This is a genomic window from Paenibacillus violae (genome assembly GCF_032461945.1).
Taxonomy (GTDB): Bacteria; Bacillota; Bacilli; order Paenibacillales; family NBRC-103111; genus Paenibacillus_E; species Paenibacillus_E violae.
Genome location: NZ_JAWCUD010000001.1, coordinates 1090404 through 1109667 on the forward strand (window position 1 = coordinate 1090404; position 19264 = coordinate 1109667).

The following is a 19264-nucleotide window of genomic DNA, read 5'->3' on the forward strand; positions in this document are numbered from 1 at the left end:
TATATAAGGGATTAATAATGTCTAGCTGTTATGTAGCGAGTACTCCAGTAACCAGTGTTTAAAGACGAAATGACAACGCCGGAGCTCTTCGTGTTACTTATGAAATTACCATTTCCAACATAAATGCCTACATGATCGATTTGGCCAGGCTTGCTCACGCTGAACATGACGAGGTCACCGATGGCTAATTGGCTCTTGCTTGGAACGCGGGAACCGAAACTCGTTTGAGCTTTGGAGCCCCATGGAATATTAACGCCATTTTTCTTAAATACAAATTGTGTAAATGCGGAGCAATCAAAGACGAGATGCGCCGGATCTTTTGTACCGAAACGGTAAGTTACTTTACCGATATAAGATTTTGCTGTATTTACAAATTTATGACCGTTCGTGGCATAAATCTCTTGTGCCGATGCAGAAGCAGGCATTGACACCCCAACCGTCGAAAATAGTACAGAAAGCGCTACCGTGGTAGATATAACTAGTTTTTTCATATGTGATGACACATCCTTATTCCAAATTTGGTAGTAAAAAGCCTTTATGGGATAACTGTACCATAGAAAATCATGGTGGGCTTTAGTGGATTAATGGGTACGAAGGGTTTATTAACCATGGTAATTGTTGTGATTACATTTAAACGTAAGATAAGATAATGAATACGTTTCGCTAAGAAAGAAGGATGAGATACCCTATGATTCAATTGCAAAATAAAGCCGTGACAGTTTTCCAAAGCGCACTGTTTCAAACCACTTCGACCGTCATACAAACGAATGAAATGATCATCGTCGTGGATCCCAATTGGCTGCCGAATGAAATTGAAACCATCCAACATTATGTCCAATCCATCCAGGGGGAGCGGGAGATTTATCTGCTTTTTACACATGGAGATTTCGATCATATCATTGGCTATCAGGCGTTCCCGGGCGCGAAAACAATCGGAAGTTTGGCCCTCCAGAATCACCCCAAGAAAGACCATAAGCTGAAGCTTATCAGGAACTTTGACAACGAGAATTATGTGATCAGGAACTATCCGATTCTATTTCCCGAGCTGGATATCGTGATCCAGGAGGACGGTCAGCAGTTGCAGCTGGGAGAAACGACATTGACTTTCTACTTGGCGCCAGGACACACGGCAGATGGATTAATGACGGTAGTTGAACCCTTGGGCATTCTGATTGCAGGGGACTATTTATCGGATTTTGAATTGCCTTTCATTTACGATAGCGCGAAGGCGTACAGTCAGACACTTGATAAAAGTAACAGAATCCTCGAGCAGCATCATGTTCAGCTATTGGTCCCTGGTCATGGCTTAGCCACATCCGATCAAGGCGAAATGAAGAGACGCGTAGAACTGGCAGCCGATTACCTGGAAAGGCTCCGTCAGTCTGTTATCGCGAACGATGAATCGGCACTAGAGGCGCTTAATCAAGAGCATGCTTTTCCATCTTCCTTCACGGAAGAGTGCCATAAAGAAAACGTGAGGATTATGAAACGTGAATATTTGTAGTCCAATCTTATGGACGGTTCACATTCTGTTTGTGGAGGAATTGAAATGAGGACTGAAAAAGAGATGCTTGCACTCCTTCTAGGGTTTGCACAAGAGAGCGAATACATACGAGCGGTCATCATGAACGGTTCACGCGTCAATCCGAACGTTCCGAGGGATATTTTTCAGGATTATGACATTGTGTACGTGGTGACCTCTTTGCAATCATTTATTCAAGATCGCAGCTGGATTGACCGCTTCGGGAATCTTATTATCATGCAAACACCGGATGAGATGGGGGAGGAAGTTTCAGAACCTTTACATAAATTTACATTCCTTATGCAATTTACGGACGGTAACCGAATTGATTTATCCTTCTACGAGGCAGACCATATCTCAACTTGGCATAGAGACAGTTTGAGCGTACTGCTGCTGGACAAGGATGGAATTATCGCGCCATTTGATGAACCAAGCAACCGCGACTATGTGACGCAGCCTCCTACTTCTGCTCAATTTGCGGGCTGCTGCAATGAGTTCTGGTGGGTTAGCACCTATATAGCGAAAGGATTATGGCGCAGAGAGCTTGCCTATGCGAAATTCATGTATGAGCACCCCGTACGGGATATGTTAATAAGGATGCTTCAATGGCAGATCGGAATCCAAACGGATTTTGCTGTTGACTCCGGAAAATGCGGCAAATATTTTGAGAAATATCTTGCACCCGCTCAGTGGTCGGCATTTGTTCAAACCTATCCAGATGGGGATTACGATCATATGTGGCAAGGACTGTTTATCATGTGTGAGCTTTTCAGGGAAACAGCCAAGGAAGTAGCTCGCTATTGTGGTTATGCCTATAACCTGGAGGAAGATGAGAAGGTTACAGCCCATTTGGCACATGTAAGAGAACTTCCTGCGAACGCGGAAGGGATATACTAGGATTAAAGTCGGATAGAGCGGAGGGCGTCTATGAAAAAAGTGTGGTTAGACACCGATATCGGCGGAGATATTGATGATGCTTTATGTTTGGCGTACTTGCTCCGACAACCGGCATGTGAATTGGTCGGGCTATCGACCGTTGGAGGTGAAGTTGAGCAAAGAGCCATGATTGCCGATAGCATCTGTAAAGTCGCTGGCCGTCATATTCCCATCTTCGCTGGTGCGGACAGGCAGCTCTTACCTAGCGATCTGTATCCCACTCCTGGCGGGGCTGTCAATTTGTCTCTTTTTCCGCATGACACACACTTTCGTAAATATGAAGCCGTGGATCGCATGCGCGCAGCGATAAGAGCGCATCCGCATGAAATCTCCCTCGTTGGCATCGGGCATTTAACGAATATCGCACTGCTTTTCTCCCTAGATCCGGAAATCCCCACGTTGCTCAAAGAATTGTTTATCATGAGCGGCGTATTTTCGGAGGCGTTGGAACAAAGTTTGAATATGCCTCAAGATAACTGGAACGCATGGGTTGATCCCCACGCTGCGGCTATTGTTTACCATGCAAACGTTCAGCATATGAAGACATTCGGGCTTAACGTGACGACCAAGCTTGTCTTAGAAAAGCAGGAGAAGGAGGATCTTTTTCACACGGATGTGATGAGAGCGGTGGAAAGTTTCGGATCCCCCTGGTTGGCGGATCACCCGATGACGTTCCATGATCCATTGGTGGCCGCCTGCTTATTCGAGCCAGATCTTTGTGACTATCAAAGAGGGCACATCGAGGTTGATTTTAAGCATGAGCAGAAGTTTGGGATGATGAGTTTTTGTGAAAGGGCAGATGGTAGACATGTAATAGCTTCAGCCGTTGACCGCACGCGATTTTTTGAACATTATTTCTCTGTGGTGTGTGGATAGTCATATCGGGGGAGGGCGCAGTATGCATGAACTTGTTGGTACGTGTAACCTATGCGGTAAACCGATTTATTGCCGAGAAGGGTTTTTGGACGGAGTTATTTTGGAGGACAAAAGTCTCGTTTGTTTTGAATGTTTGGAACTTTCGAAGCCGCGGGAGCCGTCGGAGTAACCATGTATATTTTCGTTATCTTGCTGTCATATTCGAGAAAACGTACAAGAGCTTATTTTGGGGCTATACTGTTTGTTGACACAATTCTCATAATGGGGGACTTACAATATGCCTGAAAACCTCTTGTTAAGCGTAGAAAATTTGGATTGGAATTTCATTCAGCAAATGCTGGACGAAAACGGTTATGCGAAACTGCCCAGTCTGTTACAAAAAAGTGAATGTCGAGAGCTCATCGACACTTATGCAGAAGAAAGTCTCTTTCGGACGACGATCGACATGTCTCGGTATCGCTTTGGGATTGGAGAGTACAAATATTACAATGCTCCACTCCCATCTTCGTTAAAGAAGCTGCGTGAAGGATTGTATCCGGAGCTTGCTATAACTGCGAATCGCTGGCTGAAACAATTAGGACACGATGCTTCATATCCGGCAACACTGGAAGAATTCCTTGAACAATGTCATCAAGAGGGACAGAACCGTCCAACCCCACTGATCCTGAAATATGAAGCAGGGGGGTATAATTGCTTGCATCAGGATTTGTATGGGAAAGTATTCTTCCCATTTCAGGTCGTGTTCGCTCTTAATCAAAAAGAAGAGGATTACACAGGCGGTGAATTCTTATTGGTGGAACAGCGACCGCGGGCGCAAAGCCGTGGGCATGTCATAACCTTGAATCAAGGGGAAGGTTTTATTTTTCCAACCAACCATCGTCCCGTATTAGGAACGCGTGGTTATTATAGAACAACACTCAGACACGGTGTAAGTACGGTAACTACAGGTACAAGGCACAGTTTGGGTATTATTTTTCACGACGCGAAATAGAAAATAACACCTAGACTAGGGGCCTAGGTGTTATCTATTTTCATCAATTTGGTACTAGTTTAATGTAATCAAGTGACAGATGGTAGGCTGAACTTGCGCCATTTTTACCTGCAACGTTAAATTTGAAAGATTTATCGCCTGCCGAGCTGAAAGTGATATTGGCGACATTCAGTTCCACATAGTTAAATCCTGTTGAGTATAAATCCTGAACCAAACCATGATTTACACCGTTTACCGACAATTGGAACTGCCCCCTGTTGGATCCCTTTTTGACGCCGACCCTTACACTATAGCTGCGTGCCTCGGGCACATTCACCGTGTATGTCACGTAGTCATTGACGGCATTGGCTTCCAGCGCGGTTCCAAATCCACCGCTCAAACTGAGGTCTCGACCGGATCCATTTCCAAACATCGTGTGCTTGTCGCCTGAGGTAGCGCTTACAACTAAATTTTCTGTTTCGTATCGGCTGCTTTGAAAGGAAATATTATCAAATTTGGCCGCTGAATCATAAGTTCGAACCCCTACGCTCCCCCCCTTATAGGTGGAGTCCGTCACACTAATCTTAGGTGTCGTCATATCCCCAACATAAACTTTAATGGAATCATCTTGTGCAACAATTTTAACATGATACTTTGAATTAGCCGTTAAGCTCATAGAAGCAGTGGAAAGCGATGTCCAGTTGTTGTTTGCTTTTCCGATCAGAACCTGCTGATTTGGAACATCGAGTCCAGCATAATAACCTTGGTAAGCATCCGCACCAGTTCCAGGATTGGATACCCTGAATACCAGACCCGCATTGCCGGTTGACCCCGGTGTCACATCAGCTTCATAAATCACATCTGAGAAGCTGGTATCCAAAAGAGCCTTGGCCCCCGGATCTGATGTTACACTATACTGACCGCCAGCTACGGTCCATGCACCGCCATATCTTGTCCAACCTGTATCATTACCGTCATCAAAGTTATCTTCTACGGCCATTTCGACTGGCTTAATCGTATTATCAGCATTGAACTCAAATTTATCTAACGCCAGTACGCGTTGTGAACTACTCAAATAACGTTTATGGTAAAAAATATACCAATCATTTGTCGTAGGTGATTGAACAATACCATTATGACCGGGGCCATCTGCAGTTGTCGTATCTGTATGCAGCATAATACCTTGCGGTACAAATGGTCCTGTTACAGAACTCGACGTTGCATACATGACTTTATAAGAGGAATCTGCCCATACACCGGCAGCATAAGTCAAATAGTAGATCCCGTTTCTCTTGAACACTTTTGGCGCCTCAAAATAATCATTATCTCCCGTTTTAGCGGGCGTAACTTTCTTATAGACGGTTCCGTCGGGCCATGTACCCAGAGACTTCATGTCAGCGTTCAGTTTTACAACATTACACTCTCCCCAGCTGCCATAATACATGTATTCCTGACCGTCATCATCGATAAATACATCTTGATCCATTGGCCCCGCACCATTTCTTACAACATTAATAAGGGGGGCGCCAATCGCGTCGGTATAAGGACCTTGTGGATTATCGGCGACTGCAACGCCTATACCGCCTAATTGTCCATCGCCATTGATTGCGTTAGCAGCAAAATAGATGTAATATTTCCCATCACGATAAGCCCCGCTCGGTGCCCACAATGAATGTTGCAACCATGAGATATTGGCCGAACTTATGACATTTGAGTATTTGGTCCAATTGACCATGTCCGTTGAAGAGAAGATGTCCACCGATTTTGCGCCAGTGCCGGATTCACCAACTTGAGTCGAACGAGTCGGATATACCCAATATGTGCCATTATAGATCTGTACATCAGGATCTGCATAATAGCCATCCACAAATTGTGGTCCAGCGTGAATCGGAGCAGCATTAGCTAGTCCCGGTAACGATACTATCAAGCAAAATACAATCGAAACGCAGAACAATACCCAATTAGATTTTTTTAATTTTCCCATGAAATAACCTCCTTTTTAATTGACAATTTCATATCTTAGTTGAATTCTTTTACTTCGAACTTGTAGGGAAGCGCTTTCAGATTGATCGCTACAAATTGGCCACCTCCTAAATGTGATTCGGGAGAAAACTCTGTTGGAAATTTTATGCAGAGATCTCATGTGAAAAATTATACGCTCATGGATTTTTATTAAAAATGTAATTTGATAAATAATTTTTGTATAAAATTTAAATTTATGAATAAGGGAATTCTCATCGGAGAGAGCGGACCGTACATAAGTAAAAAAGGCTGGCTCGTGTTTGGGTACGCAATCATCACCTTGACGTAATTAAATAACTTTACTAAACTTGATTACAAATAGTAAGTATTTAAAGGGGGCTTTCCATGTCTGCGACTCTGCCTAAGGATATGAAGATTGGCATCATCAAATTGTTTGTCTCCGATTTAGAACGTTCCATACGCTTTTATCAAGAAACGGTCGGTTTGCGCCTAGGCAAGACAACATCCACATCCGCTGAATTGACGATTGACGGCATTAAACCCTTTGTAATACTGGAAGAAATGCCTGATGCACAGATTACACCGCGCAGGTCGGCTGCCGGGCTTTATCATTTTGCAATTTTGCTGCCGACACGGAAAGATCTTGGTTTGAGTTTAAAAAATTTGATTCAATCCGGCATCCATATTGGTCAAGCGGATCATTTGGTAAGCGAAGCTTTGTATATCACCGATCCGGATCATAACGGAATTGAGATTTATTGTGATCGGCCAAGAAGCACATGGCGTCGCGACGCCGAAGGAAACTACATCATGGCAGCAGATCCGATAGATTGGGAAGGCTTGCTGCACGAAGCAGAAGGTGCGGTATGGAGCGGTTTACCTGTTGGTACGGTGATGGGACATATTCATTTCCATGTTAAAAATTTGCAGAAGTCTCACGAATTCTACTGCGATATCCTAGGTTTTGATGTGGCGGCTGATGCTCGCATGGCAATGAAAGCCTTGTTCATCTCCGCTGGTGGCTATCATCATCACATCGGGTTAAATGTTTGGGCAGGTGAGGAGGCGCCATTACGGCCTGCAAATGGCACAGGGCTGGATTATTACACCTTAGTGTTTCCTGACGAGCAGACCCGTAATGAGGCCGTCGAGCGCTTGAAGCTGGCGAATGTGCAAGTGAGTATGATCGATAATATCTTAATGGTAAAAGATCCGTCCGGCATTCCACTGAGATTGGGTTACGAACAATAAGGCCAAAAGAAGCAGATGCCGGGGGAACCCTGCCTGCTTCTTTTTTATTTAGAACTACAATCCACTAATTTCACTGCAAAAGCATATTTAAGTAGGTAGTGGGACTACGTTTCGATATTTCGCCCCCAATTCCCTTCCGCGCAAAATGGGCCTAAATTCACAGAAATAGGGCCGTGTAGTTCCCCTCAGCCGACTCACAGCCTCGGCCCGGCTTTGCCGCGAGCATGCGGCGGTGCATAGAGGAACCTGAGGGCACTATTTTGTGCTCTCAGGGCTGTTCTAGAGCTTTCCGGGGAACTACAGGGCCTTATTTCTAAGTATTTGCCCGAGTATCAGCCAAATACTTAGAAATAAGGGCCCCCAGTTCCCCTTCAGCGCAAAATGGGCCTATTTCACAGAAATAGGGCCCTGTAGTTCCCCTCAGCCGAGTCACAGCCTCGGCTCGGCTTTGCCGTGAGCATGCGGCGGTACATAGAGGAACCTGAGAACCTGAGTGCGTTATTTGTGCGGCTCAGGGCTGTTCCAGATCTTTCCGGGATCTTCAAGTGACTTATTTCCAAGTATTTCTGGCGGAGTATCAGCCACCCCTCTACATGTACCGCAAAAGGTACAGAAATTAGTTCCAGATTGTCCCTTGCGCTTCGGACGAACCACGCATACTTTAGCATAAAGGCAGGCATGTACAGAGGAGGAGTCTTTCATGCGTCGAGTTGCTAGTAAGTGGTCGAAGTTCGCTGTTCTGCTGCAGCATTCCGGTGTCGCCAAGCATATTCCAGCTATGCGTCGGTATAGCGCAGAGAACCTTGCCGCAATGCTTCGTCAATTTCAATTTGTCGTAGCCAAACCAATCGTTGGAACCGGCGGGAGCCGTGTGATGAAAATTCAACGGGCAGGCAGCGGATTCATGCTTCACAACGCGGGTACGAAAAGAGTGTATAACTGGAATGAGCTGCTGCAAGCCATTCATCGCATACGCCAGAACCGCCCGTTGATGCTCCAACAGGGCATACATTTGACTACCATCGATGGTAGGCCCGTGGATTACCGGGTCAAGCTGGCCAAAGTGGGACGTACTTGGGAGATTCGTGCGGTTGTGGGCCGGTTAGCGCGTCCAGGACTGTTCGTCACGAACCTGTGTCAAGGCGGTACGCAGCTGAAAGGCAGGCATGCCGTACGTCGAACGTTCCCTGCTGCGCTTGTCAAATCCAAAATCGACACCATGGTTGGTGTTTCCCGGACATGCACCATGTTATTAGAGGCCAAATATCCCGGAATTGGGATGCTAGGGTACGATTTTGGCATCGATAATAGGGGAACTGTCTGGATTTTTGAAGTGAACACAAGACCTCACTAATATTGGCCTCATGCTCCAGCCCACACGCCTTATTCCTGAGCGCATACCAATATGGTAGGTGCATGACTACTTACAAGTCACAGGAGGCTCATAGCCATGTATAAAATAATATGTCATTGGAGCCGTTTGGATTGGCATTTTCCTCAGACTGTGATGAAGGAAGAATTTGAAACGAAGCAAATTTGGAAAAAGGCGATTCCCGCCAGTGTGAAAGTCGATCATCAAGGACAATATTATGTTTCGGTTCCGCGTTGGTCTCCCGATATTCCTGCAACGATGAATCGCATCGTGGTCAAGGAAGATAAGCCACTGCTTGAAGCTTTTCCAAGTTGGGAATGGAATGAGGTCGGCGATAGTCCCTCCCTGCAATCTGTCCTCGGCTTTGAAATTGATGAATATAATCGCATGTGGCTGCTGGATCAAGGCAAAATTGCCTTCGAGCCTTCGCAGGAGGGATCTCAGAAGCTTGTGATTTGGGATATAAGCAGCAATTCGCTGATTGATACGATCGTAATACCGGATGAGATCGCACCGTATCGGACTTCCTTCCTCAATGACCTCGTGGTAGATAACAAAAATGGTTTTGTTTATATCACGGATTCTGGATGCGGGCACCCGGACCATCCCCTACGCGGCGGCATTATTGTATATAACATGAAAACCAAATTGTTCCGGCGTGTGCTCGATCGGCAGTTCAGTACGCAGGATTTCCCGGACTTTCATTTTCAAATTGACTATAAGCCCGTGTTTAAGAATAAACCGCTGCGGATCGGAGTCGGCGGCATTGCTTTGTCAGGGGATCGTTCTACACTCTACTATTGTCAATTAACTGGCCGCAATTTGTACGCAGTTCACACGAAATTATTACGAAACGAGCAAATTCCGCTAGAACAAATAAATAGCTCCGTGCAAGTCCTCGGAAGCAAAGGGACAACGACAGACGGGATGCATGCAGATAATCGGGGCAATTTGTTTTATACGATGTTGGAGGGAAAAGGGATCGGTTTTTTCGACGCAAGGGATCGCAGTTTCCATAAATTCGTTTCCGACGACCGGATGTTGTGGGTAGATGGGGTTGCTTTTGATCAGAAGGGCTCCATCATTTTTAACAACAACCGGCTTCATGAAATGTTTGAGGATCATGAAATTGATTGGAACAATCCGTACAATTTGATTATCTGGAAAGCTTACGTTGGAAAAGATGTGAAATCCTATTTATACGGGTAGCTTTAAATATAGTTCGCGAAAAAACGGTCAAGAAGGTAGAAGCTACCTAATTGACCGTTTTTTTTGTTTTCAGTCTTTTTAGTTCAGCGACGATAACGAAGGATACAATCACAAGTAAAAACCAAGCAACAATTTTGGACGGATGCACGATATGCCACAAGTGATCTTGATTGGGATACCGCCATGCACCGAAATAAGTAGCAATATTTTCAGCGATCCAAATGAAGAAGCCGATGCACAAAAAGGATAATGGCAGTGGCATTGCTAATTCAAATCGGGATAGCTTAAATGTGATTTTTGTACGATAGAAGAGTATGCAAAGCAATATAATGAGCGGGTATCTCACATCGCAAATGAAATGATGCGTAAAGAAATTGAGATAAATGCAAGCACCGAAAGGAATCGAGATCCATGTTGGCGGGTAAGCGTTCAAGGAAAGCGATAATCGACGCCAAGATTGACAGATGAAGCTTGCTACACTTGCATACATAAAGCCGCTGTAAAGGGGAACACCCCAAAATTTGCTAAACCCATGCTCTGGATAGCTCCACGATCCCATATGTACTTTAAACAATTCTAGAGCGATACCAATGACATGAAAGACACAAATAACTTTTAATTCGTCCTTTGTTTCCAGCTTGCTAAGATACATAAATACTTGCAAGAGGAGACAACCTGCCAAAATAAAATCATACCGTGGTACCCCAGGTATCGAGATGAATTTGCTTAAAGCAAGTGTTATGAAAATGCCCACTGGGAATAAACACGCCATCGCTTCATGGTAAATAAAGAGGCTTAACAGCTTAATAAACAGTCTCACGCCATGCCTTCCTTTCGAGTACGGTTCATCATTCTAATACCGTCACTATTCTAACAAATGGACTTGATTTTCTAGCGCTTTGTTCAAAGCATTATTTTCCATTTTCAGCAAACGTTAAGTTAGCTTTCAACTTTCTTTCAGCCCGTGCTCAGTATGGTTTCAGCCTTACCCCTTAGACTCCTAAATGTGAGATGTATATGACGAAGACAATCGTGGTCTTGGTACATGGGAGAGGGGAAATCAACAATGAACTTGAATCGGAAGAAAAAATGGATCATTGTCGTTGTGGCTGCGTTGTTATGTGGAGCTGGAACTTATTACTACATACACAACAAATCGAAGCCTGTAGCAGCCGCTACGGGGCAGCAATCGGCAATGAAGGTAACCAAAGGAGCCATATCTTCATCTATATCGGGAACCTCTCAGCTGGATGCTAAAGATAAGCAAAATATCGTAATTCCCGTAGACGCAATTATTAAAACAATGAATTTGACCCAGAATCAGGCGGTAAAGAAAGGCGACGTACTTGTAGAGTTGTCTGTCCCTTCCACAGAAACAAATCTGAAAGAAGCGCAGGTCACTCAGCAGCAGCTGGAAAAGGAACTCTCTGAGCTGCAAGGTGAGCAAAACCATATGAGTATCTCCGCCTCCATGAGCGGAAAGCTTACATTGGCTTCCAATTTGGATGTGGGTAGTCAAGTGAGTAAAACGACGAAGATCGGTACGATTTCGGATACTTCACAGTTTAAGGTCAAACTTGCATTCCCTCTGCAGGAAGCTGTTCAACTGCAGCAAGGGGAAAACGTCGAGTTGACGGTAGATGGATATTTATTGTCAAAAATTGGGACGGTATCAACCGTATCTCATGAAATGAAAGCTGATACGAACGGCAATAAGATTGTTGACGTAGAGGTATTGGTTACGAATGACGGGACACTTTCCGCGGGCATGAAAGTGAAAGGCAGTATTGGAAGCGGCGATAGCAAAATTGAATCAACGGAACTTGTCGCCTTAGATTATGTGCGCACAACGCCTATTTTTTCGGAAGCTAGCGGCACTGTTAAAAGCTTGAAATTCAAAGACGGAGACACTGTGAAACAAGGTGATCTCATCGCAACGTTATTTAACGATGATCTTCAACAAAACATCATCAGTAAGCAAGCGGCGATCGACAGCCAGAAAATTAAAGTGGACGATGCACAGCAAAAGGTGAATCAATTGACAATCACAGCGCCATTCGACGGTGTGTTCTCGGCAGACTTTGCGAATAGCAAAAGCAATGTGCTTCGCAACTATCCGGTGGGCGCACAAATCACAGCCAATACCACGCTTGGTGCGGTAGCGAGTTTAAGTACGATGCAGCTGCCCATTGCTGTGGATGAGCTGGATTTAACGAGTGTGAAGGTCGGTCAGAAAGCTGTCGTGAAAGTGGACGCGATTTCGGGTAAATCTTTTGAAGGTGAAGTGACATCCGTGTCCAATGTCGGTACGACAACCAACGGAGTAACCACCTACGATGCCGTTGTCTCCATCCCGAATCCAGATAGCGTACTCAAATACGCGATGACGGCAACGGCTGAAATTTACATTCAAGATAAAAAGGACATTCTCGTAGTCCCTATTCAAGCAATTACGACGACGAAGGGCAAATCCACCGTTTCTTTGAAGAAAGCAGATGGAACTGTCGAAGAACAGCATGAAATTAAAACGGGTATACGCAGTAAAACACAAGTTGAAGTCTTGAGCGGTTTGGCAGAGGGCGATGAAGTTGTGATGCCGACACGACGAGCTACGACGACAACTAACCAGCAAGGCGGTTTCCCTGGCGGCGAAGGCGGTCCTCCCGCTGGTTTCCAAAGAGGCGAAGGTGGAGGCGGTGGCTTCCAAGGTCAAGGCGGAGGAGGAGCGCGCCAGTAATGGGCAGCTTCGAGGAAAGGAGCCAGTCGTATGAATATCATTGAATTAACGGGAGTCACCAAAAGCTATGCACGTGGAGAAGAAGAATTGCAAATTCTAAAGGGAATTACCCTGCACATTGCCAAAAGTGATTTCGTTGCTATTATCGGTCCCAGCGGATCAGGGAAATCCACGCTAATGAATACGATCGGATTGCTGGATATACCAACTTCAGGGACATACTCGCTCGATGGCGTTTCTACGGTAAAAATGTCCGACAATGGCTTAGCCGAGCTCAGAAATCGGAAAATCGGTTTTATTTTTCAACAATTCAATCTGCTGCCCCGGCTATCCGCTATCGAAAATGTGGAATTGCCGATGATTTATGCCGGTATTCCTGCGAAACAACGCCGAGACCAAGCCCAGCGTATGCTAGAAAAGTTAGGGATGGGTCAACGCGGACATCACAAGCCAAGTGAGCTTTCCGGCGGACAGCAGCAAAGGGTGGCGATTGCCAGAGCGCTGGCCATTTCACCATCGTTAATATTGGCTGATGAACCGACCGGAGCATTGGACTCCAAAACAGGGATTGAAGTACTGGAGTTAATTCAGGAGCTCAATCAGCAGGGCAACACGATCGTACTGATTACGCATGACAATCATATTGCCGATCATGCCAAACGAGTTGTGACGCTTCGAGACGGCGAAATCATCAAGGATGTTCGCAATCAGCCGTTGCCGATTCCGAAGGTGGAGGAGGCGGTGACGAGATGAGACCTTGGGAGCTTTTTCAAATGGCGATGGCCACGGTTCGTTCCAACCCGCTCAGAACGGTTCTGACTATGCTTGGCGTTATTATTGGGGTTAGCTCCGTTATTACGCTGGTATCAATCGGACAGGGAACCTCCAAATCGATTGAGAAGCAATATGAAGGACTAGGAACGAACCTGCTTACGGTGAATCTGCTTGGCAATGGCCGCGCTACGCAACTGAAGTATGAGGAGATCATGGAGCTCGAAGGCACTGCGGGAATTAGCGGGATTGCCCCGACGATGACTAGAAACAGCACGAGCATCAAGTATGACCGCACGACAGAAACGTACAACGTGATTGGTACGAACGACCGTTATCTGAGTATGCAAAAAGGAGAAATGGGCAGCGGGCGTTTCTTAGCCGAAGCGGATTTGGACTATCGCAATCATGTGGCAGTCATAGGAAGTGAAGTGGCGACGAAATTTTTTGGCAAGGATGATCCTTTGAATGAGGAGATCAATGTCAACGGCTATATGTACACAATTATCGGTGTTTTGAAAAGCAAAGGTTCCAACACGAGTGGAACGTCGCTAGACAGTGCTGTTATTGTGCCGTTGCCTACAATGAGCAGAGATTTTAAACTAGGCTCTATTCGCTCTACGTATGTAGAAGCAGCAAGTGGGGACGACGTTAGCAGGGTGCAGGCTGTTCTTGAGAGATATTTGTCGAGCAAATTCAAGAGTACGTCGGGTTATAACATTTTTAACTCATCCGAATTGATCAGCGCCAAACAAACGGCGTCAAGCACGCTAACGAATCAATTAGTTGCTGTAGCTGCGATATCCTTGCTGGTTGGCGGTATCGGAATTATGAATATCATGCTTGTAACCGTTAGTGAACGAACGCGAGAGATTGGGATTCGTAAATCCATCGGGGCCAAACGCCGGAATATTCTCTTGCAGTTCCTGGTGGAAGCTACGTTAATCAGCGGAATGGGCGGCTTTATCGGCCTTGTTGTTGGGGTAGCGTTGTCGCTCGCTTGGCCCTATATCAATCCGAGTCAGGCGACAAGTCTTTCCATTAACGTAGGCCTTTACGCATTCTTATTCTCAGCATTAGTCGGTGTTATTTTCGGATTGTACCCGGCCAATAAAGCGTCCAAATTAAAGCCAATCGATGCTCTTCGTTACGATTAATTCATAATGCTGAATGATTTCTTGACTATTATAAGCTACGGGAGGTAAACATCATGATTCGCAAATTAACAACTCTTTCTTTGAAACATACGACCTTAGCCTTGTTATTGACTGGCAGCCTAGCCGCTGCCTCCTTACCCACAGGGATGGCTCAAGCAGCAGGGGAAGCCGTTTATATTACTTCTGCCTCTTATTTTACGATCAGCCAAGCTGCGCTCTCGTCCTCATCGCTACAGTTCGCGGTTTCCTTACATAATGGGGACCAAAATGCAATCGACTTCAATCAATATGGCGTGCGCGTCACCGATACGTCTGGGCATAGTTTTACAGCTAAATTGAGTGAAAAGAAGAGCGCCAGCGTTCTTCCCGGACAGGATACGAGCTTCCGTTTCTACGCTAATTTGGCGGAAGGTGAAACTGCTGATCAGCTTAAGATCGATGTCTTCCGTTGGGATGCAGGGCAGGCAGATTTCATGAAACTTCTGGGTCAACTGCCTGTAAGTTCTGAGCTTGGAGAGGGTCAAGTGACCGTGCCGGAAGAGATTATTAATCTTCGTACACTGGACAGTACGTTAGCCAATGATGCTTCACTAGCTTTCCAATTAGGGCAGAGCGTTCGGGTTTCCGAGAATGGGAAATGGTATCTGTATACACAAGTTTCTGCAAAAAATCTCGGTTCCAGCAGCGTTAAACTGCCTGCGGCTCTTCAATTCAGGTTAGTAGATGCCAATGGATTGAAATACGCTTCTACCTATGCAAATGGATCTAGTACAACGTTCCTTCCAAGTGAATCCGATACCTTAACGTTAAAAACGCCTATCTCTAAACAAATGGCAATGTCTGGTGCATCTTTGGAATTTTATTACTTGAATCAAAGCGAAGATGTGACGCTGGGGAACATGAGCCTGAATGCCTCCCTCCAAACAACAGCGCTAAATACGAAACAGGTGTATAGTGGACAACAAGACGGAGAACAGATGACAGTCCAAGCGAGTACATCCCAGTACTCGACGCAAGCTGACGGCGTTCATGTGCAAACGGTTGTTACGTTAAGTAATGACGGTGAAGCGTCAGCGGCCATTCCATCCTTCATTGCGACTTACCAAGTTGGAGATTCCGGCACGGCTTTGTCGGCAGCGGATAATACGGCTCGCTCAGCATTTTTAGCTCCGAAAGAAACAACGACCTTTTACTTTAATGCGATTTTGCCGTCCGGCTCTGATCCGAATGCGGCTCAGCTTGTCCTCTGGGAGAAGACATCGGGCACGACGAGCGCAGGCAATGGTAGCAGTACGGGCAGTGCTAACAGCACTAGTAGCTCTAACAGCACTAATAGCACTAATAGTGCAAACGGAGACACAACGTCAACTACGGCTGGAACGAACGAGACGTCCAATTCGGCAACAGCATCTGCGGGTAGCGGAACTACAGGGCAGATGCCTGTAGCGGTGTTCCTGCTGAAAGGTGCGAGCGAAGCCAAAAATGGCTTTACGACAGCTGCAAGCTACTCGATTGGCAATAAGCTGACTTTAACGGATAATGCCATCGTGAACAAAAATGTGGATGTTTCGCTTGTCGAGCTGCATGCTCACGAAAACGATGACCTTGGCTACAAAACTGCCATCGCCAAATACAAAATCACAAATAACGGCTCGAACACGATTGCCTTGCCAGAGCTTCAAAATGAGCTGTTGGATAGCAGCGGCAATTCGTACACGGGCACACGCCAAAGCTCTGTCACCACGCAGCTTACGCCGGGCAGCTCTTATGTGGTCAGCTATTCCTATCTGCTTCCGAATCGCAAAACAGCGGATGATGAAGCCTTTGCGCTGAATATCTATGATGATAAGTCAGTGTCCGAAGGCAAAGTTTCACTCGGAACATATCAAGTTGCTCTACAGAAAGAGGACGAAGGCGACACAATTGATCTTTATCCGTTCTCATTGAAGGTGAATGATGAGTCAATCAGTTGGCTGTACAGCGGCGGTTCTTATTCTTATCAACTAAACCTTGATCTTGATATCACGCATGAGGATCAAGTCATCATTGACTCGAACTTCTCGACCATTGAATTCGACATGGTAGATTCGCTTGGCCGAATCGTAGGAACTCAAACGTCCTCACTAGTGGGAACTGGCAAACTGACGAGCGGTAAGCAAAAAATTGTTGTTACTGGACTTAAAAATGAGCAAGTAGACTCAGGTGTCGTCGTCAATATGTACGAAGTTATTAATACCCCTAACGGGACAGCTAAACGTCTGATTAAGCAATTCCACTAAAAGTTGCAGTACGTAGCCTGATGGGTCATAGACCTGTCAGGCTTTTTACTTATGATTGAGCCACTTGCAGCCCACTTGCTGTTTTGCGATCTGTTACGGTGCCTCACAGCGGCAATAACAGGAATTTCGCCGATCCTAAAATAGCTGGTTTGGAACTCCCTTTCTGCTGTTAAAAACAAGAAGATGTTCGTCGTAGACACGGAGATTCTCGGGCCTCTTGCTATGGGGCAGTTCAAAGAGAAGACCGAAAACCAATCATACTTGAAATGATTGGTTTTTATATATTAGGCTAATAGTGTGAAAAAAATATGAAGACGACAGGAGCCATCAAAAAGTTATGAAACAAAACAAATATGATGATCACAGTTTTTTTGAAAAATACAGCCAAATGGCACGCTCGACAGGCGGGCTGGATGCGGCAGGGGAGTGGCCTGCACTTCGCGCGCTGCTGCCCGATCTTTCAGGCAAGTCCGTGCTAGATCTTGGCTGCGGATATGGCTGGCATTGCCGATATGCACGCGAGAATGGAGCTCGCTACGTTGTAGGCGTGGATCTTTCCGAGAAAATGTTGGAGCGCGCTCAAGAACTAACAGAGGATGAAGCCATCACATATCGCCGTCTCGCGATTGAAGACATCGATTTTCCGGCAGGCCAATTTGATGTGGTGATTTCGTCACTTGCCATTCATTATGTGGAACATTTCGACGCTCTTTGTCAAAAGGTTCATCATTGCCTCGCAGAAGGGGGAAGCTTCATCCTCTCCGTCGAGCATCCGATTTTCACATCGCGTGCTGAACAAGATTGGTATTATGGTCCTCAAGGCGAACGCCTGCATTGGCCAGTTGATAACTATCAGGACGAGGGACTAAGACAGGCAAGATTTCTGGAAACAGACGTCGTGAAGTATCATCGAACGGTTGCCACCTATATGAATGCGTTGGTCGAGGCTGGATTCAACATCATGAAGCTGTCCGAGCCTCAACCAACGCAAGAAGCATTGGACAAGTATCCGGAGATGAAAGATGAAACCCGGCGTCCAATTTTTCTTTTGATTGCAGCAGCAAAACGCACCCAATAAGCCCATTTCGAGTCTTTTCATGCCCAGCCATATAATTTTCTTGATTGTTAGGCTAACTTGGTTATAATGAAAGATGTAAGTTTATACATTAAACAAACTAAGTTTAACGAGGAGAAAATGGACATGAACAAGCCTGCACAACCTAAGGAACCTTTAGTTACGCATATTTACACGGCTGATCCATCTGCCCACGTATTCGAAGGTAAAATTTATATTTATCCTTCCCATGACCTAGATCACGATGGACCGTCTAATGACAATGGCGACCAATATGCGATGGAAGATTATCATATTCTCTCCATGGACGATTTTAATTCACCTTGTGTCGACCATGGCGAAGCTTTGCACCTGAGAGATATTCCTTGGGCGAAGCAGCAATTATGGGCGCCAGACGCAGCATACAAGAACGATACGTACTATCTCTTTTTCCCGGCTCGGGACAAAGAGAACATTTTCAGACTTGGTGTCGCTACAAGCTCAACGCCTGCAGGTCCTTTTACGGCTCAGGAAAATTGTATCCCAGGCAGCTACAGTATTGATCCTGCCGTGTTCATCGACGAAGACAACAAAGCTTATATTTATTTTGGCGGATTATGGGGCGGCCAGCTGGAGAAATGGCAGACAGGTACATTCCTTCCTGATGCTAAGGGGCCGGCAGAGCATGAACCAGCCTTGGGGCCAAGAGTGGCTGTTCTAAGTGATGATATGCTCACTTTCACGGACGAGCCGCAAGAAATCAAGATTGTGGATGAAGAAGGCAATCCCATTCTAGCAGGCGACGAGGACAGACGATATTTCGAGGGTCCATGGGTTCATAAATACAATGGATATTACTATCTGTCCTATTCAACGGGGACTACACATTGTCTTGTTTATGCAATGAGCGAACATCCTCAAGGGCCGTATGTGTTCAAAGGCACGATCCTGACGCCGGTAATCGGATGGACAACGCATCATTCCATTGTTCAATTCGAGGATAAATGGTACTTATTTTATCATGATTGCTCCCTATCAGACGGAGTTAACCATAAACGCTGCGTCAAATATACGGAATTAACGTATAACGCGGATGGTACAATTCAAACGATAGACCCATATAAATAAACAATTATTCCTATAGAAC

General features: G+C 45.6%; 17 protein-coding genes. 14 read left to right on the forward strand and 3 right to left on the reverse strand.

Features of this window, described 5'->3' with window-relative positions; genetic code table 11:
• Window positions 1–11 precede the first annotated feature (11 nt).
• Window positions 12–491, reverse strand: coding sequence for a C40 family peptidase (locus RQP52_RS04895; protein WP_315949799.1), 480 nt, complete (start codon window positions 489–491; stop codon window positions 12–14).
• A gap of 197 nt (window positions 492–688) precedes the next feature.
• Between RQP52_RS04895 and RQP52_RS04900 the strand changes: the two genes are divergently transcribed.
• The 5 genes from RQP52_RS04900 to RQP52_RS04920 all read left to right on the forward strand — a co-directional run bounded on the left by RQP52_RS04900 (window position 689) and on the right by RQP52_RS04920 (window position 4325).
• Window positions 689–1504: an MBL fold metallo-hydrolase gene (locus tag RQP52_RS04900; protein WP_315949800.1), complete on the forward strand. Its 816-nt coding sequence runs from the start codon at window positions 689–691 to the stop codon at window positions 1502–1504.
• A 45-nt stretch (window positions 1505–1549) separates the two neighbouring features.
• Window positions 1550–2419, forward strand: coding sequence for an aminoglycoside 6-adenylyltransferase (locus RQP52_RS04905; protein WP_315949801.1), 870 nt, complete (start codon window positions 1550–1552; stop codon window positions 2417–2419).
• Window positions 2420–2449: 30 nt separating this feature from the next.
• A complete protein-coding gene (locus RQP52_RS04910; RefSeq protein ID WP_315949803.1) occupies window positions 2450–3334 on the forward strand; it encodes a nucleoside hydrolase in 885 nt (294 codons plus the stop codon).
• A gap of 22 nt (window positions 3335–3356) precedes the next feature.
• Window positions 3357–3503, forward strand: a complete 147-nt coding sequence (locus RQP52_RS04915) for a hypothetical protein (protein WP_315949805.1) — start codon at window positions 3357–3359, stop codon at window positions 3501–3503.
• 108 nt (window positions 3504–3611) lie between these two features.
• Window positions 3612–4325, forward strand: coding sequence for a 2OG-Fe(II) oxygenase (locus RQP52_RS04920; RefSeq protein WP_315949807.1), 714 nt, complete (start codon window positions 3612–3614; stop codon window positions 4323–4325).
• A 43-nt stretch (window positions 4326–4368) separates the two neighbouring features.
• Here RQP52_RS04920 and RQP52_RS04925 read toward each other — a convergent pair whose 3' ends face one another.
• Window positions 4369–6231 (reverse strand): family 43 glycosylhydrolase, encoded by a 1863-nt coding sequence (locus tag RQP52_RS04925; protein ID WP_315949808.1) that lies wholly within the window; start codon window positions 6229–6231, stop codon window positions 4369–4371.
• 440 nt (window positions 6232–6671) lie between these two features.
• Between RQP52_RS04925 and RQP52_RS04930 the strand changes: the two genes are divergently transcribed.
• From RQP52_RS04930 to RQP52_RS04940, 3 genes are all read left to right on the forward strand, one after another.
• Window positions 6672–7538, forward strand: a complete 867-nt coding sequence (locus RQP52_RS04930; protein ID WP_315949810.1) for a VOC family protein — start codon at window positions 6672–6674, stop codon at window positions 7536–7538.
• 700 nt (window positions 7539–8238) lie between these two features.
• Complete coding sequence (locus RQP52_RS04935) at window positions 8239–8892, forward strand: YheC/YheD family protein (RefSeq protein ID WP_315949811.1); 654 nt, start codon at window positions 8239–8241, stop codon at window positions 8890–8892.
• Window positions 8893–8988: 96 nt separating this feature from the next.
• Window positions 8989–10119, forward strand: coding sequence for an L-dopachrome tautomerase-related protein (locus tag RQP52_RS04940; RefSeq protein ID WP_315949812.1), 1131 nt, complete (start codon window positions 8989–8991; stop codon window positions 10117–10119).
• A gap of 46 nt (window positions 10120–10165) precedes the next feature.
• Here the strand turns inward: RQP52_RS04940 and RQP52_RS04945 are convergent, their stop codons facing one another.
• Window positions 10166–10939 (reverse strand): DUF817 domain-containing protein, encoded by a 774-nt coding sequence (locus RQP52_RS04945; protein ID WP_315949813.1) that lies wholly within the window; start codon window positions 10937–10939, stop codon window positions 10166–10168.
• A 246-nt stretch (window positions 10940–11185) separates the two neighbouring features.
• Between RQP52_RS04945 and RQP52_RS04950 the strand changes: the two genes are divergently transcribed.
• The 6 genes from RQP52_RS04950 (at window position 11186) to RQP52_RS04975 (ending at window position 19245) form a co-directional block, all read left to right on the forward strand.
• Window positions 11186–12856 (forward strand): efflux RND transporter periplasmic adaptor subunit, encoded by a 1671-nt coding sequence (locus RQP52_RS04950; RefSeq protein WP_315949814.1) that lies wholly within the window; start codon window positions 11186–11188, stop codon window positions 12854–12856.
• Window positions 12857–12886: 30 nt separating this feature from the next.
• On the forward strand, window positions 12887–13609 hold the full coding sequence (locus RQP52_RS04955; RefSeq protein ID WP_315949816.1) for an ABC transporter ATP-binding protein: 723 nt from the start codon (window positions 12887–12889) through the stop codon (window positions 13607–13609).
• Entirely contained in the window at window positions 13606–14784 is a 1179-nt protein-coding gene (locus RQP52_RS04960) for an ABC transporter permease (protein WP_315949818.1), read from the forward strand. Before RQP52_RS04955 ends, RQP52_RS04960 begins: the two co-directional genes overlap by 4 nt.
• Before the next feature lie 53 nt (window positions 14785–14837).
• Window positions 14838–17063, forward strand: coding sequence for a hypothetical protein (locus tag RQP52_RS04965; protein WP_315949819.1), 2226 nt, complete (start codon window positions 14838–14840; stop codon window positions 17061–17063).
• A gap of 337 nt (window positions 17064–17400) precedes the next feature.
• Window positions 17401–18141 (forward strand): class I SAM-dependent methyltransferase, encoded by a 741-nt coding sequence (locus RQP52_RS04970; protein ID WP_315949821.1) that lies wholly within the window; start codon window positions 17401–17403, stop codon window positions 18139–18141.
• A 123-nt stretch (window positions 18142–18264) separates the two neighbouring features.
• A complete protein-coding gene (locus RQP52_RS04975; RefSeq protein ID WP_315949822.1) occupies window positions 18265–19245 on the forward strand; it encodes a glycoside hydrolase family 43 protein in 981 nt (326 codons plus the stop codon).
• Window positions 19246–19264 lie beyond the last annotated feature (19 nt).

Coding starts and splice junctions, on each gene's coding strand:
- RQP52_RS04895 (WP_315949799.1), bottom strand. CDS start 491: ATGAAAAAACTAGTTATATCTACCACGGTAGCGCTTTCTGTACTATTT.
- RQP52_RS04930 (WP_315949810.1), top strand. CDS start 6,672: ATGTCTGCGACTCTGCCTAAGGATATGAAGATTGGCATCATCAAATTG.
- RQP52_RS04905 (WP_315949801.1), top strand. CDS start 1,550: ATGAGGACTGAAAAAGAGATGCTTGCACTCCTTCTAGGGTTTGCACAA.
- RQP52_RS04935 (WP_315949811.1), top strand. CDS start 8,239: ATGCGTCGAGTTGCTAGTAAGTGGTCGAAGTTCGCTGTTCTGCTGCAG.
- RQP52_RS04970 (WP_315949821.1), top strand. CDS start 17,401: ATGAAACAAAACAAATATGATGATCACAGTTTTTTTGAAAAATACAGC.
- RQP52_RS04965 (WP_315949819.1), top strand. CDS start 14,838: ATGATTCGCAAATTAACAACTCTTTCTTTGAAACATACGACCTTAGCC.
- RQP52_RS04900 (WP_315949800.1), top strand. CDS start 689: ATGATTCAATTGCAAAATAAAGCCGTGACAGTTTTCCAAAGCGCACTG.
- RQP52_RS04920 (WP_315949807.1), top strand. CDS start 3,612: ATGCCTGAAAACCTCTTGTTAAGCGTAGAAAATTTGGATTGGAATTTC.
- RQP52_RS04915 (WP_315949805.1), top strand. CDS start 3,357: ATGCATGAACTTGTTGGTACGTGTAACCTATGCGGTAAACCGATTTAT.
- RQP52_RS04940 (WP_315949812.1), top strand. CDS start 8,989: ATGTATAAAATAATATGTCATTGGAGCCGTTTGGATTGGCATTTTCCT.
- RQP52_RS04950 (WP_315949814.1), top strand. CDS start 11,186: ATGAACTTGAATCGGAAGAAAAAATGGATCATTGTCGTTGTGGCTGCG.
- RQP52_RS04975 (WP_315949822.1), top strand. CDS start 18,265: ATGAACAAGCCTGCACAACCTAAGGAACCTTTAGTTACGCATATTTAC.
- RQP52_RS04955 (WP_315949816.1), top strand. CDS start 12,887: ATGAATATCATTGAATTAACGGGAGTCACCAAAAGCTATGCACGTGGA.
- RQP52_RS04910 (WP_315949803.1), top strand. CDS start 2,450: ATGAAAAAAGTGTGGTTAGACACCGATATCGGCGGAGATATTGATGAT.
- RQP52_RS04960 (WP_315949818.1), top strand. CDS start 13,606: ATGAGACCTTGGGAGCTTTTTCAAATGGCGATGGCCACGGTTCGTTCC.